This is a genomic window from Sphingobium sp. CFD-1, from assembly GCF_024611115.1.
Lineage (GTDB): Bacteria > Pseudomonadota > Alphaproteobacteria > Sphingomonadales > Sphingomonadaceae > Sphingobium > Sphingobium baderi_A.
Genome location: NZ_CP084398.1, coordinates 2784864 through 2797470, shown reverse-complemented (window position 1 = coordinate 2797470; position 12607 = coordinate 2784864). Strand labels below are relative to the sequence as shown.

Sequence of the window (12607 nt, the reverse complement as noted above, 5' to 3'; positions counted from 1 at the left end):
AGAGTCATATCCAGCCAGCATACATCATCGCTTGGTCATGCTGGAGACGAGCGCATCAAGCTGCCGCACGCCGCGCGCACATCAGGTCAAAAATGCAACTGTAATGCTAAAGCGGCCCTCTGGGCATGTCCACCGATTTTTCCATGGCGCGATCCCGGGAATGGGGCGGCAAGGGCGCTCGGTTATCTTTCGCATGGCTTGGTCAAGCGGATAGGTCGTCACTCGATCATGACGATTTCCGCTTCCAGGCGATGCGCTTCGTCAAGGTCGTGCGTGACATAAAGGATCGGCACCTGGCTGATGTCGGGAATATGGCGGATCATGTCGAGTATCTCCGCCTTGCGGCGCGGGTCCACGGATGAAAGCGGCTCGTCCATCAACAGCGCGCGCGGATCGGACATGAGCGCGCGGCCGATCGCCACGCGTTGCGCTTCACCGCCCGACAGCGTGCCGGGCCAGCGGTCCAGAAGATGTGCAATCCCCAGAAAAGGGGCAAGCTCGTCCAGCGAGAGCGAGGAAGGAGGTCTGTGTCCATAGAGCAGATTATCGCGCACCCGGAGGTGCGGAAAGAGGCGGCGATCCTGAAAGACATAGCCAAGCCGCCGCTGCGCCGACGGCCGGTTGAGGCGACGCTCGCTGTCGAAAAGCGTTTCCCCCGCGACGATGATGCGTCCCTGATCGGGCTTCAACAATCCCGCTACCATGTTGAGGATGCTCGTCTTGCCGATGCCCGACGGGCCGATCAGCGCCACGATCCGCGCCTGTGCCCGGTGGCTCAGCGCGATCCGTCGCCTGCCATGCTGGACGGTCACGTCGATGTCAAAGGACATGGCTGTGGACACCCCTCCCGGTCTTGCGGGCCAGCAGTTCGGAAATGAGCAATGCGCCCAGCGACAGAAGGACCGATATGATCGCAAGGCGGCTGACGGCGGCTTCCGCGCCCGGCATTTGCAGCGCGGAATAAATGGCGATGGGCAGCGTCCGCGTTTCGCCGGGTATGTCGGATACGAAGGTGATGGTTGCACCGAATTCACCGATCGCGCGGGCGAAACCCAGCACCGCCCCTGCCAATATGCCGGGCAGGGAAAGGGGCAGGGCAATGGTGCGGAACACCCTGAACCGTCCGGCGCCCAATGTCCGGGCCGCGTCCTCAAGCCTGCGGTCGACGGCTTCGATGGACAGGCGCATGGCGCGCGTCATCAGCGGCAGGGCCATGATCCCCGCCGCCAGCGCGGCGCCCGTCCAGCGGAACAGCAAAGTCACGCCGAACCAGTCGAGCAGCCAGCGCCCTATCGGACCATTGGCCCCGAAAAGAAGCAGCAGCATCCATCCCGTGACCACCGGAGGGACGACCAGCGGCAGGTGCACGGCTGTGTCCAGCAGCAATTTGCCCGGAAAACGCCACCGCGCCAATATCCAGGCAAAGGCGAAGGAAATGGGCAGCATAGCTATCACCGCCGCCAAGCTGACCTTCAGCGACAGGCCGATGACCGTCCACTCTTCAGGACTGATGTTCCAATCTGTCACGAACCGCGAAAACCTTTAAGGAAATAGGCGAAAGGATTGCCGACAGCGTGTCGCCGCCCTATCGGCATTGCGGCCTGTCATAAGCAAAAAGGCAATTTTCTTCACGGCCTTTATCGGAGCCTCCCTGAAATGAAGCAATTGATTGCGTTCGACCTTGACGGCACCTTGGCGGAAAGCAAGCAGCCGTTGGAAGAGGCGATGGGGCAGGCGCTGGCCGGATTGCTGGCCGTGGCCCATGTCGCGGTGATTTCGGGGGGCGACTGGCCGCAATTCGACAAGCAGGTCGCAAGCCGCCTTCCGGCCCATGCCGATCTGTCGCGCCTGTGGCTGATGCCGACGACGGGCACCAAACTCTACACGCATCGCGACGGCCAATGGTCGCCGGTCTATGCCGAACTGTTCGACGATGCCCAGAAACAGGCAATCCTGACGGCTTTCGATGCCGCGCTGGAAGCCACGGGTTTCGTGCCCGAACAGACATGGGGCGAACGGATTGAGGATCGCGGCAGCCAGATCACCTTTTCCGCGCTGGGCCAGCAGGCCCCGATCCACGCCAAGGAAGGGTGGGACCCCGATTTCGCCAAGCGCAAGATCATCCAGGCGGACCTGCGCCGGCGGTTGCCGGGCCTTTCCATCAATATGGGCGGGGCCACCTCCATCGATATCACGCGCGAGGGAGTGGACAAGGGCTATGGCCTCAAGAAGCTGCGCGATGCGAGCGGCATAGAGCTGGATGCGATGCTGTTCATCGGCGATGCGATTTTCCCCGGCGGCAATGATTATCCGGCCAAGGCACTGGGCCTCGACACGATCCGGGTGCGCGATCCGCAGGAAACGCTGGCGGTGATCGACGCGATCATCGCCTGCCAGAAATAAGGCGGTCAGGGCGCGGTGAAACCATAGCGGGCAAAAATAGCCCGCCCTGTGCCCGACAGCAGGAAACGGCGAAACCCTTCCGCATCCTTGTGCGTGCTGGCTTTCAGGCGCGCCAGCGGATAGCGGATCGGCGCATGGCTGCCCGCAGGGAAAGTCCCGACGACGCGCACCTGTTTCGAGGCGCGGGCGTCGGTTTCGTAGACAATGCCCAGCCGCGCCGCGCCCCTTTCGACCAGCGCCAGGGCGCCGCGCACATTGTCGGCGCGCGCGACCTTCGCCGAAACGCTGGGCCAGACGCCGAGCGCCGTCAGCGCGGCCTTGCCATATTTGCCGGCCGGCACGCTGTCGGGATTAGCCATCGCCAGTCGCGAATCGCCCAAGGCTCGGGCTATCGCCATGCCGCGCCCGATCCGGAGTCGGACCGGCTGACCGACGGGCGCGACCAGCACCAGCCGGTTGCCCGCCAGGTCGGCGCGCGTTCCTTGCCACAGGAAACCTGCCCGTTTGACATCGTCCATCCAGTCCTCGTCAGCCGACACGAACAGGTCGGCGGGCGCTCCGGCCTTGATCTGCCGTGCCAGCGCCGAAGATCCGGCGAAAGACAGGACGGGCCGCGCATGTCCCTGGGCCGCCCATGCATCGGCGGCGGCGTTCATAGATTCCTGAAGGCTGGCGGCCGCCAGAACCAGCGGGCCTCTGTTCGGTGATGCCGCCATGGCCGAGGGAAGGAGCGCAGCGAACAGCCATGCCATCCACGCGGCGGCGAAGAGAAGTTTCCGGGTCATGACTTCTTTTGCTCCGCCCGCCACGCGCAGGCAAGCCCGTCAGGCGGGGGGCGTCTCGCCATGCGCGACGGCCTGCAAATGCTCCAGCAAAACATCGCCATTGGTGCCCCAGGTGAAGCGCAATGCGGTTTCGCGCACAGTTTCGCGATCAGGGGGATTGTCGAGCAACGCCTGTATCCCCGCCGCGATTGCTTCGGGTTCGCGCTCCACGATGCGTCCGGCTTCGGGCCGATCCACCAGTTCCCGCGCGCCGCCGACATCGCTGATGACGATGGGCGTGCCGCAGGCCAATGCCTCGACCCATGCATTGGCCAAGCCCTCGGAGGCCGAAACCAGCGCCATCACATCGGCGGCGGCATAGATACGGGGCAGGCGATCATGCGGGACTGAGCCAAGATAGCCGATCCGCCGGTCCACGCCCAGCTCCTCGGCCAGTTTCTCCAATGTGCGCCGATATTGCCCCTGTCCTGCCATCAGCAATGTGACATCGGGCAGATGGGATAGGGCGCGCACCAGCAATTCCTGCCCCTTGCGCGGGATCAGCGCGCCAACGCACAGGACGACCGGCCCCTCAAATCCCAACGCCGTCTTGGCCGCATCACGATCGGCCAATTCGAACCGGTCGAGATCGACGCCGGTATAATGCACCCGGATCTTGTCGTCTTCGATCCCCATCCTCGCCATCGACCGCTTCATGGCGGCCGACACGGCCAGCAGCCCGGCCGCACGATCCGCCGCGCGTTTCACCATTTTGCGCGTGCCAGAACGGGCGCCCCAATAATGGATGTCCGCCCCGCGCGCCTTGACCGAATAGGGGATGCCCAGCGCCCGCGACAGCCTTTGCGCCACCGGCCCGTCGGGAAAGAAGAAGCTGGCGTCGATGACGTCGAAGGGCTTTGCTTCATGCAGCCGCCTGACGAGCGGCAATATGGCGCGGGTCATGCTGTAGACGTTCGTTCGCCCGCCGAATTTCGGGATGATGGGAAAGGTGGGGCGATAGACCGTCATGTCCTTCCATCGTTCCTTGCGCGGCAGGGCGCGCAGCGGCGCATAGCGCGCGGCGTTGGACAGCGGCCATGGTGGCATCCCGATGGGCGCGATGACCGTGACATGGGCCTCCGCCCGGCTCGCCAGCTCGCGTGCCTGCCGTTCGACGAAAACGCCGAAATTCGGCCGGCTCATGTCCGGGAAAAGGGTGGACAGCATGAGGATGTTCAGCGTCATGACCTTCTTCCTAGCACGCCCATGGTTACGGGATGGTTAGGGAGAAAATGCGCGCTTGCCTATAGCTGTCGGACAAGTTGCACTGCTACCGCGCCCCAGGGCGGGTCGGTGAGCACCAGTTGCCGAGCATTGGCGCCGAGCGGGAGAAGATGCAGCCGGTCGCCCTCGCGCCCGATCAGCCGCCCGAAAAGAAAGCGACCCGCCGGGCGCGGCAACAGGATGTCGCGATTGAGCGCGCTGGCAAAAGCGTCCGGCGCGATCCGGCGGCACCAGATCGCGTCGCCGCTGCGATAGTCACCGATGCTGGCGCTGACGTGGACGCCGACCAGCCCTTCCGTCGCCAGTGGCGGAGGGAGCGCCATGGAGCGGGTGGGCGCGCGCGCGCCCTCCGGCCCGAGCAGCGCGGCGACCGGGGCCACGCTTTGCCCCGGCAGAGCGACCAGTTCGGCGCTGCTCACGTCCAGCGCCCTGGCGATCCGGTTCAGCCATTTTACGGAAACGGTGCGGGTGCCGGTTTCCAGCCGCCCGATGGTCTGCGCTGTTGTCGGCGGATCGCAAAGAGCTCCCACTTGCTCCAGCGTCAGGCCCTTTGCCCTGCGGACGGCACGGATACGCGTTATCATCTGGTTCCTGCATTTACCTATTTGGTTTTTCTCTTTCCTACATTCTATCCGTAATGGCAAGCGTTCCTTGCCCGTCAGCAAAGGAGGACAGACATGGCCGCGCTTCATGTGGAACAGACGATAGAAGATCCCGCAGGCTGCCCGCAGCGGGTCATGGTGCATCTGGGCGAATCGCCGCTTGGCTGGCTTCATGCGCGGGGCCATTTGAAGGAGCGGCATTATCTCGCGGGGGACATGTTGCGCGCCGATTGGGAGAAAGCGGGGCTGGGACCGCGCGTGACCATGCGCTGGGACGCAGCGCCGCGTGCGGGCGGGAGGCGGGAACGGCCCGATCCGTCCCTTGCCCAGCTTTCGGCTCGGGAACGGTTCGACGGCGCGATCCGCGCGGCGGGGCCGGGGCTGTCCGACATATTGTGGCGGGTCGCCTGCGCGGGAGAAGGCATTACCGCGGCGGAACGCGCCCTGGGTTGGCCCAGCCGCGCAGGCAAGCTCGTCCTGACGCTGGCGCTGGACCGTGTGGCCGACTGGTATCGTGTTTCGGGGTGATTGGCTGTCGGATGTGCATCGCGGTAGTGTTTAGGCGACCATCTCCGCGCCCAATAGCAGCAACAGTTTCACGTCCATCGCATAGCCTTCCGCGCGCCATGCATCGACCTGCGCGGCCAGTCCGGCGAGGGGCACGCGGTGGACATGGATATCTTCCCCGTCCACGCCGCCGCCATCGCCCGTCTTGTGCAGGTCGTGGGCGCGGAACAGGGTGAAGCTTTCCGACACCATGCCGGGCGAACTGTAAAATTCCCCCAGCGGTTCCATCCGTCCCGCGCGATAGCCGGTTTCTTCCTCCAGTTCGCGGGCGGCGGCGTCGGCGGCGTCCTCGTCCGCAGATTCGTCGCCGACCAGTCCGGCGGGCAATTCGATGCATCGCCTGCCCAGCGGCACGCGGAACTGGTCGACCAGAACCACATGGCGGCCATCTATATCCTCGTCGATCGCAAGGATCACGGCGGCGCGGATGTTGCGGGCGCGGCTGACATATTCCCATCGCCCCCGCTTCTTGGCGGTGATGAAGCGTCCGGCCCACATCATCTCTTCGGCCGTCGCCATATCCTGTTCGCTCATAATTCGATCAGCCTGTCGGGCAATTCATTGGGATTGTCCTGACTCTTGGGGAAATGGGCGGCAAGGACCGCGCCGACCTGCTCCACCGCCGCCGCCATGCCCTCTCCGGGCCGTCCGTCGCGCACCGCATCGATCAACGCGGCCATGGCGCAGCCCCATATGTCGGCCTCCACCTTCTCATTGATGGCGCTGTCGGCGACGATTTCCGCGCGATGTTCGTCCAGCGAAAGATAGATGAGCACACCCGTCCTTCCCCGCGTCCGGCCCTGAGCCACGGCGCGGAAAAGCGCCATGGCCCGCCGGTGGACGCGGCGCGTCTTGGTCGCTGCGGGCGTCAGGGCCATCCGCAAGGGCATCCACGCCAGTGCATAGCGGACAATCAGGAATATCAGGATGAGGAGGGCCAGCAGCACCGTCAGCATCTGCCAGTCGGGCAGTTCATGTTCCCAACTCCCCAGCAGTCGTGAACCGAGCGCGCGCAAATGGGCGGGAAAGGCGGCCGCCAGCGAGAGGCTGAGGAAGGTCGCACCGATGGCCCAGTGCAGCCCCGCATCATGATAGGCGTCGGAGCGGCGCGCGACGATGGTGACGATTTCGCCGTCGGTTTCCTTCTCCGCCGCCGCCACGGCTGCGGTGACGCGATCATGGTCGGCCTCGCCGAGGTGAAGGGGCATCACCATCCCCCCGATGCGCCGCCGCCGCCAAAGCTGCCGCCTCCGCCGGAAAATCCGCCCCCGCCGCCGCCCCAGCCACCTCCGCTGCCCCAGCCGGAGCCGCTGTCATGCCAGCCGGAATCGGATGGTCCCCACAGAATGACTGGTCCCGCGCCGCCCCGATAGCGGCGCCCGCCGCGCCCCCGGCCGGCAATCATGGCGACGAAGATGAAGCCGAGCACGATGACCCAGAAAATCACCATCACCGTGCCGCCGCCTCCACCGCCTTGCCGTTCCTGTGCGGCGGCGGCCTGCGCGCGCGCCTTTGCCTCTTGTGGAGGCAGAGCCAGCAGCGTGCCGATCTCCTCCGCGCCCGCCGCGATCCCGCCCGCCATGTCGCCTGCCTTGAACCGCGGCGTGATGGCGTTGCGGATAATCTGGGATGACAGGGCATCGGTCATTATGCCCTCCAGCCCATAGCCGACCTCTATTCGCACTCGGCGTTCATTGGGGGCGACGATCAGCAGCGCGCCGTCATTCTTTTCCTTGTCGCCGATCCCCCATTCCCGGCCCAGCCGATAGCCATAGTCGGAAATGTCATAGCCTTGCAGGTCGGGGATGGTCGCGACCACGACCTGCCGCCCGCTCTGCTGCTCCAGCGCGGCGAGCCGCTGATCGAGCGCCTGTTCCTGCGCCGGGGGCAACAGCCCTGCGTCGTCCACTACTCGCCCGGCCAGCTTGGGGAAGGTCTGCGCCTGTGTCGCCGGCGCGAACGCCAGCAGCATCAGGATCAGGAGAAGACGGCGCAGCATCGGCCTGTCAGTTGCCGAAATCGACCTTGGGCGCTTCTTCCGCGCCGGGCGTGGTCGCCTGGAAAGGCGTCATGGGCTTGGCGCCATGGATGATCTTCGCGCCGATCGCGTCGGGAAAGGTGCGGATGCGCGTATTATAGGCGCGCACGGCTTCATTATAATCGCGGATGGAAACGGCGATGCGGTTTTCCGTCCCTTCAAGCTGCGATTGCAGGTCGAGGAAATTCTGGTTGGTCTTGAGGTCGGGATAAGCCTCCACCGAAGCGAGCAGGCGGCCGAGGCCCTGGCTCAGTTGCGCCTGCGCCTGCTGGAACTGGGCGACCTTGGCGGGGTCGGACAGATCGTCGGCATTGACCTGAACGGAGGTCGCCTTGGCGCGGGCCTCCGTCACCTTGACCAGTGTATCCTGTTCCTGTTTGCCCGCGGCCTTCACCGTGGCGACCAGATTGCCGACCAGATTGGACCGGCGCTGATATTGCGCCTGCACATCGGCCCATTTGGCCTTTGCGACTTCCTCGGCGGCGGGCACGCTGTTGATCCCGCAGGCCGACAGCGCAAGCGCGCCGACGATAGGCAGGAAAAAGGCTTTGAGGCGGGAGAAGTGGTGCATCGAACATCCTCTGCTCATGTTTCGCCTGTTGAAATAGGCTGTTGTCGGATCGCGTGCAACGGCGCATGTTTGGTTTATCGAAGGGAGAGCAAGGGTTTCATCATGGGTCTTATTTCCGAGTTCAAGGCGTTCATCAATCGCGGCAATGTGATGGATCTGGCGATCGGCGTCATCATCGGCGGCGCGTTCGCGACCATCACCAAATCGCTGACGGACGACCTTATCATGCCGGTGGTCGGCTATATTTTCGGCGGCGCGGATTTTTCCGGCTATTTCATCCGGCTGGGGGATCTTCCCGCTGGCTTTAAGGGCAATCCGGAAAGCTATGCCGACCTGAAGGCGGCGGGCGTCGCCATGTTCGGCTGGGGCGAATTTCTGACCGTTTTCGTCAATTTCCTGATTTTGGCCTTCATCATTTTCCTGCTGATGAAAGTCGTCAACCGCGTGCTGACCAAGCCGGAAGAAACAGCCGCGGGACCGTCGGAAGAGGTTCAACTGCTGCGCGAAATCCGGGATTCCCTTAGAAAATAGACCAGGAATGCGATGAACCGAGTGCGGAAGGGGAACCATCCGCCGCCCGGCCTGTTGAACGCGGTCAGGGTTGGGGACGGCTTGGCGTCAGTCTCCTCCCGTGCCGAATGACGTCAGCCCAAGGGGGCGCAACAGGAGAACACGCCGTGAAAACCATCGTTACAGTCCTTGGCCTTGCCAGCATGGTCGCGCTTGCAGCTTGCGATTCCAAGCAGGAAAACAAGGTCGAGAACGCTTACGAGAATCAGGCGGACGCACTCGACAACCAGGCAGCGAATATGGAGTCGATGGCGGATAATCTTTCCGGCACCGCCGAAAACGCAGCGGAAAATGCCGCCGATGCTCTGGAGAACAAGGCTGCAGCCACCCGCGAAGCAGGTGATGCAGCGGCCGACGCGGTCGAAAAAAGCGAAAAGAAGTAGTTCTTCCTTTCGCGGTGATAGCCGTATCGGGGGCGTCGCGTCAAAAACGCGGCGCCCTTTTTCATGGCTCTTAAGACCCTCTTAACCACGCATCGCCATGGTAACGCACGCATATATGGGGCGTGAGAATGGACGAACTCCTTCAGGAATTCATATCGGAAACGCAAGAATCCCTGGAGGCTCTTGCGGGAGAGGTCGTCGCGTGGGAGGCCGACCCATCCGATCGTGAACGGCTGGACGCCATTTTTCGATTCTTCCATACAGTGAAGGGCAGCTGCGGCTTTCTGCATCTGCCGCGTTTCGAGCGCCTCAGCCACGCGGCCGAGGATGTGTTGTCGGACATCCGCTCCGGGGAACGCTGCCCGGATGCCGCGACAGTCAACGCCGTCCTGAGTATCATGGACCGCATTGCCCAACTTACGCACGCCGTTGCGGTTGGCGCGCCGCTCGCGCAGGAGGATGACGAACATCTCGTCGCGGCCCTTGCCATGCAGGAGGTCGAATGCGTCCCGCTTGACGTGCCCGGTCAACCTGATCCGCCCGCCACAGCCCACCGGCAGAGGTCAGCCCAGGCCGCACCCCGCACCATCCGCTTGCCATTGGCCTTGATCGACCAGTTGATGAATGGTGTGTCGGACATGGTGCTGGCCCGCAACGAACTGGCCCGCCAGTTGCGCGACAGGGCCGGCGACCCGGCGCTGGAAGGCGCATTCGAACGCCTGTCCAACTGCGTCGCCGATATGCGCGACGCGATTTCCCGCACGCGTATGCAACGGATCGACCGGCTATTCGCGGCCATTCCTCGCACTGTCCGCGACCTTGGCCGGGAACTGGGCAAACAGATCGCCCTCACCCTGGAAGGCGGGGATGTGGAGATGGATCGCGAAATGGTCGAAATGGCGGTCGATCCGCTCATCCATATCGTTCGCAACAGCATCGACCATGGGATAGAAACACCCGAGCGCCGCCGGGCGCTGGGCAAGCCGGAAACCGGCCAGCTTCGGCTGGAAGCACGCCAGTCCGGCAATCAGATCGTCATTGAAATCAGCGATGACGGTGCAGGCATTGACACTGCGCGCCTTGTCGAGAAGGCCATTGCCGCCGGTTGCCTGACGCCGCAAGCCGCTGCCCGCATGAGCGAGGCGGAAAGGATCGATCTCATTTTCCAGCCCGGTCTTTCGACCGCTCACGCGGTGACCGCCGTATCCGGGCGCGGCGTGGGCATGGACGTGGTTCGGGCCAATATCGAACGTATCGGCGGCGCGATCGGGCTGGACAATCAGCCGGGCCGAGGATTGCGTATCACCCTGCGCTTGCCGCTGACCCTGACGATCATTCCCGGCCTGGTCCTGCGCGCGGGCGGTCTTCATTTCGCGATTCCGCGCGCAGCGGTCGTCGAAATCCTCCACGACAATAATGAGATGCTCCGCATCGGCGCGGTGGGCGGCGCCAAGATCGTCACGATCCGCAATGTCCGCCATTCCATGATCGATCTGGAGGACGTGCTGGGCCTCGACATTCCCGCCCAGTCGGGGCCGCGCACCATCATGGTCGTTCGTTCGGCGAGCGGCTTGCCCTTCGCGCTGGGCGTGTCGGCGGTCGAGAATCATGAGGAACTGGTTATCCGTCCGGCATCCCCCATCGTGATGGCGAGCGGCATTTATGCCGGGATGACATTGCCCGACAATGGGAAGCCCATGCTGTTGCTGGACGCCGCGGGCCTTGCCCGGAACGCTTCGCTGCCGGAAATCGCCGAAAATCCCATCGAAGCGAAGGCTGAGGACAGGGCGGACGCTAAGAATGATGTAGAGATGATCGCGGCCCTGCGGTTCGAGGAGCTTTCGGGGGAACGTCGCCTGCTTCAGCTGTCCCTGATCGAAAGGGTGGAGGAACTGGAAACCCATCTTTTCGGCCAGTCAGGCGATCATGCCTTCGTGCGGCTGAGTGATAGGCTTGTCCCTGTCATCAACGGCCGACATGGTTTTGCGCGAGAGGCCGTGTCGGCCCTCCGGCTGCGCGATGGCGTTCGGGAGGCTTATTATGCGGTCGCGGCGGTGCTCGACATTGTTCAGATGCCGATCGTGCCCGACATGATCACCATGCAAGGCAATCTGAGCGGCGTGAGCGTGGTTGACGGCGAGCATCTGGAAGTGGTCAATCCCTTTGCCCTATTCGCGTCGCTGCCGGAAGAGCCGTTGGGGCACAGCCGTCCGGGCCGTTGCGTATTGGCGGATGCCCAGGATGGCTGGGCGCGTGAGATATTAGCGCCGCTGCTTCGCCATGCGGGGCATGACGTCCTGATCGGCTTGCCCGATGGCGAGGCCCTCGATCCGCGGGACATCGTGCTTTGCACCACCTCCGACGCCATGCAGGCCGCCGACATTCTAGGATGCCGGGCCGTCCAGTTGCGCGCCGCCCAGCAGCCTTCGGGACCGCAGGACGCCAGCATCTACCGTTACGATCAACCCGCCCTGATGGCGGCTATCGCGGGAGCGGGATAATGAAACAGCTTCATCTCTTCGCGACCCTGGCGGGAACGCGGGTGGCGATCGCGGCGGAGGAAGTGGAGGCCGTGGTCAGGCTGATCGACATTTCGCCGGTGCCCGGCCTTGGCGGCCATGTCGCCGGACTGTCGGCCCTGCGTAGCCGCGTCCTGACCGTTATCGACGTTGCTGCGCTGATATATGGCGCGCCCACGCCTGCCGACAAACGGGGACTGGCCATCATCGCCGCCATTGGCGGGCACAGCTATGCGCTGATGGTCGATGAGGTGTCGGACATCTGCCGGGCGCCCGGCGGGGCGCTGCCTCTGCGCGGTCAGCTCGACCCGGTCTGGAAGCCCTATGCCCGCGCGCTCGTGGAACATGCGGAATTGCCCTGGCTACTGGTTTCGCCCTCCGCCTTTCTGGAGAGCGGGATCGTGGGCCAGGCGGCCTGAGGGAATGAGAGATGTTTACCATTTGCTTGGCTTTCGACGTTAAATCCGCACCCTCAACAAGAAAAAACGCAAGGGACGCATCATGAAAAGCTGCCTGGTGGTCGACGACTCCAAGGTCATACGTAAAGTCGCACGCCATATACTGGAATCGCTCGACCTGTCGGTTCGCGAGGCGGTGGACGGGCAGGATGCGTTGATCCAGTGCGAAGAATCGGCCCCGGACGTGGTCTTGCTGGATTGGAACATGCCGGTGATGAGCGGCATGGAATTCCTCAGGGCCTTGTCCAGCGCCCGGATCGATGCGCGGCCCAAGGTCATATTCTGCACGACCGAAAATGGCATCGGTCACATAAAGGCGGCGGTCGAGGCGGGGGCCGACGAATATGTTATGAAGCCTTTCGATCGCGAAACGCTGGAAAGCAAGCTGGCCATCGTCGGTGTGATCTGAAGCGGCGCAAAACGGGAGCCGCTTCCGCGAAAACGGCAT

16 protein-coding genes are annotated in these 12607 nt (G+C 63.8%); 7 read left to right on the top strand and 9 right to left on the bottom strand.

All coding sequences use genetic code 11. From position 1 onward, the window contains the following. Positions 1-218: 218 nt before the first annotated feature. Together LDB26_RS14115 and modB are read right to left on the bottom strand one after the other, a co-directional pair. Positions 219-830 carry an ATP-binding cassette domain-containing protein gene (locus LDB26_RS14115; RefSeq protein ID WP_257538872.1) on the bottom strand — a complete coding sequence of 204 codons (612 nt, stop codon included), beginning with the start codon at positions 828-830 and terminating at the stop codon, positions 219-221. Next, positions 820-1527 carry a molybdate ABC transporter permease subunit gene (gene modB / locus LDB26_RS14110; protein WP_062067989.1) on the bottom strand — a complete coding sequence of 236 codons (708 nt, stop codon included), beginning with the start codon at positions 1525-1527 and terminating at the stop codon, positions 820-822. The genes LDB26_RS14115 and modB overlap by 11 nt, the downstream gene beginning before the upstream one ends. A 129-nt stretch (positions 1528-1656) precedes the next feature. Between modB and LDB26_RS14105 the strand changes: the two genes are divergently transcribed. Continuing rightward, positions 1657-2403, top strand: a complete 747-nt coding sequence (locus tag LDB26_RS14105; RefSeq protein WP_257538871.1) for an HAD-IIB family hydrolase — start codon at positions 1657-1659, stop codon at positions 2401-2403. 5 nt (positions 2404-2408) lie between these two features. Here the strand turns inward: LDB26_RS14105 and modA are convergent, their stop codons facing one another. The 3 genes from modA to LDB26_RS14090 are packed head-to-tail and all read right to left on the bottom strand — an operon-like array spanning position 2409 to position 5035. Further along, entirely contained in the window at positions 2409-3188 is a 780-nt protein-coding gene (gene modA / locus LDB26_RS14100) for a molybdate ABC transporter substrate-binding protein (protein WP_257538870.1), read from the bottom strand. Between the two features lie 39 nt (positions 3189-3227). Then, positions 3228-4412 (bottom strand): glycosyltransferase, encoded by a 1185-nt coding sequence (locus LDB26_RS14095; protein WP_257538869.1) that lies wholly within the window; start codon positions 4410-4412, stop codon positions 3228-3230. A gap of 59 nt (positions 4413-4471) precedes the next feature. Continuing rightward, positions 4472-5035, bottom strand: a complete 564-nt coding sequence (locus LDB26_RS14090) for a helix-turn-helix domain-containing protein (RefSeq protein ID WP_062067981.1) — start codon at positions 5033-5035, stop codon at positions 4472-4474. Between the two features lie 93 nt (positions 5036-5128). Between LDB26_RS14090 and LDB26_RS14085 the strand changes: the two genes are divergently transcribed. Beyond that, positions 5129-5581, top strand: a complete 453-nt coding sequence (locus LDB26_RS14085; RefSeq protein WP_257538867.1) for a DUF6456 domain-containing protein — start codon at positions 5129-5131, stop codon at positions 5579-5581. A gap of 30 nt (positions 5582-5611) precedes the next feature. On the opposite strand, the gene LDB26_RS14080 is transcribed toward LDB26_RS14085, so the two are convergent. The 4 genes from LDB26_RS14080 to LDB26_RS14065 are packed head-to-tail and all read right to left on the bottom strand — an operon-like array spanning position 5612 to position 8229. Beyond that, positions 5612-6154: an NUDIX hydrolase gene (locus tag LDB26_RS14080; protein WP_257538865.1), complete on the bottom strand. Its 543-nt coding sequence runs from the start codon at positions 6152-6154 to the stop codon at positions 5612-5614. Then, positions 6151-6828, bottom strand: coding sequence for a TPM domain-containing protein (locus LDB26_RS14075; RefSeq protein ID WP_257538864.1), 678 nt, complete (start codon positions 6826-6828; stop codon positions 6151-6153). The genes LDB26_RS14080 and LDB26_RS14075 overlap by 4 nt, the downstream gene beginning before the upstream one ends. Further along, the gene (locus tag LDB26_RS14070; protein ID WP_257538862.1) at positions 6828-7619 is read right to left on the bottom strand and encodes a YgcG family protein; all 792 of its coding nucleotides are present in this window, start codon (positions 7617-7619) and stop codon (positions 6828-6830) included. The genes LDB26_RS14075 and LDB26_RS14070 overlap by 1 nt, the downstream gene beginning before the upstream one ends. Positions 7620-7626: 7 nt before the next feature. After that, positions 7627-8229, bottom strand: coding sequence for a LemA family protein (locus LDB26_RS14065; RefSeq protein ID WP_062067973.1), 603 nt, complete (start codon positions 8227-8229; stop codon positions 7627-7629). 102 nt (positions 8230-8331) lie between these two features. Between LDB26_RS14065 and mscL the strand changes: the two genes are divergently transcribed. The 5 genes from mscL to LDB26_RS14040 all read left to right on the top strand — a co-directional run bounded on the left by mscL (position 8332) and on the right by LDB26_RS14040 (position 12568). Beyond that, a complete protein-coding gene (gene mscL, locus LDB26_RS14060) occupies positions 8332-8760 on the top strand; it encodes a large conductance mechanosensitive channel protein MscL (protein WP_257538860.1) in 429 nt (142 codons plus the stop codon). A 146-nt stretch (positions 8761-8906) separates the two neighbouring features. Beyond that, a complete protein-coding gene (locus tag LDB26_RS14055; RefSeq protein ID WP_062067969.1) occupies positions 8907-9182 on the top strand; it encodes a hypothetical protein in 276 nt (91 codons plus the stop codon). A gap of 128 nt (positions 9183-9310) precedes the next feature. Further along, the gene (locus LDB26_RS14050; protein ID WP_257538858.1) at positions 9311-11683 is read left to right on the top strand and encodes a chemotaxis protein CheA; all 2373 of its coding nucleotides are present in this window, start codon (positions 9311-9313) and stop codon (positions 11681-11683) included. Then, on the top strand, positions 11683-12120 hold the full coding sequence (locus LDB26_RS14045) for a chemotaxis protein CheW (protein WP_062067961.1): 438 nt from the start codon (positions 11683-11685) through the stop codon (positions 12118-12120). The genes LDB26_RS14050 and LDB26_RS14045 overlap by 1 nt, the downstream gene beginning before the upstream one ends. Before the next feature lie 82 nt (positions 12121-12202). Beyond that, complete coding sequence (locus LDB26_RS14040) at positions 12203-12568, top strand: response regulator (RefSeq protein ID WP_257538856.1); 366 nt, start codon at positions 12203-12205, stop codon at positions 12566-12568. Positions 12569-12607 lie beyond the last annotated feature (39 nt).

What these genes read in the sequence shown, in the direction of transcription:
- LDB26_RS14115 (WP_257538872.1), bottom strand. Translation starts at nt 830, where the DNA reads ATGTCCTTTGACATCGACGTGACCGTCCAGCATGGCAGGCGACGGATC.
- LDB26_RS14105 (WP_257538871.1), top strand. Translation starts at nt 1,657, where the DNA reads ATGAAGCAATTGATTGCGTTCGACCTTGACGGCACCTTGGCGGAAAGC.
- modA (WP_257538870.1), bottom strand. Translation starts at nt 3,188, where the DNA reads ATGACCCGGAAACTTCTCTTCGCCGCCGCGTGGATGGCATGGCTGTTC.
- LDB26_RS14095 (WP_257538869.1), bottom strand. Translation starts at nt 4,412, where the DNA reads ATGACGCTGAACATCCTCATGCTGTCCACCCTTTTCCCGGACATGAGC.
- LDB26_RS14090 (WP_062067981.1), bottom strand. Translation starts at nt 5,035, where the DNA reads ATGATAACGCGTATCCGTGCCGTCCGCAGGGCAAAGGGCCTGACGCTG.
- LDB26_RS14085 (WP_257538867.1), top strand. Translation starts at nt 5,129, where the DNA reads ATGGCCGCGCTTCATGTGGAACAGACGATAGAAGATCCCGCAGGCTGC.
- LDB26_RS14080 (WP_257538865.1), bottom strand. Translation starts at nt 6,154, where the DNA reads ATGAGCGAACAGGATATGGCGACGGCCGAAGAGATGATGTGGGCCGGA.
- LDB26_RS14075 (WP_257538864.1), bottom strand. Translation starts at nt 6,828, where the DNA reads ATGCCCCTTCACCTCGGCGAGGCCGACCATGATCGCGTCACCGCAGCC.
- LDB26_RS14070 (WP_257538862.1), bottom strand. Translation starts at nt 7,619, where the DNA reads ATGCTGCGCCGTCTTCTCCTGATCCTGATGCTGCTGGCGTTCGCGCCG.
- LDB26_RS14065 (WP_062067973.1), bottom strand. Translation starts at nt 8,229, where the DNA reads ATGCACCACTTCTCCCGCCTCAAAGCCTTTTTCCTGCCTATCGTCGGC.
- mscL (WP_257538860.1), top strand. Translation starts at nt 8,332, where the DNA reads ATGGGTCTTATTTCCGAGTTCAAGGCGTTCATCAATCGCGGCAATGTG.
- LDB26_RS14050 (WP_257538858.1), top strand. Translation starts at nt 9,311, where the DNA reads ATGGACGAACTCCTTCAGGAATTCATATCGGAAACGCAAGAATCCCTG.
- LDB26_RS14045 (WP_062067961.1), top strand. Translation starts at nt 11,683, where the DNA reads ATGAAACAGCTTCATCTCTTCGCGACCCTGGCGGGAACGCGGGTGGCG.
- LDB26_RS14040 (WP_257538856.1), top strand. Translation starts at nt 12,203, where the DNA reads ATGAAAAGCTGCCTGGTGGTCGACGACTCCAAGGTCATACGTAAAGTC.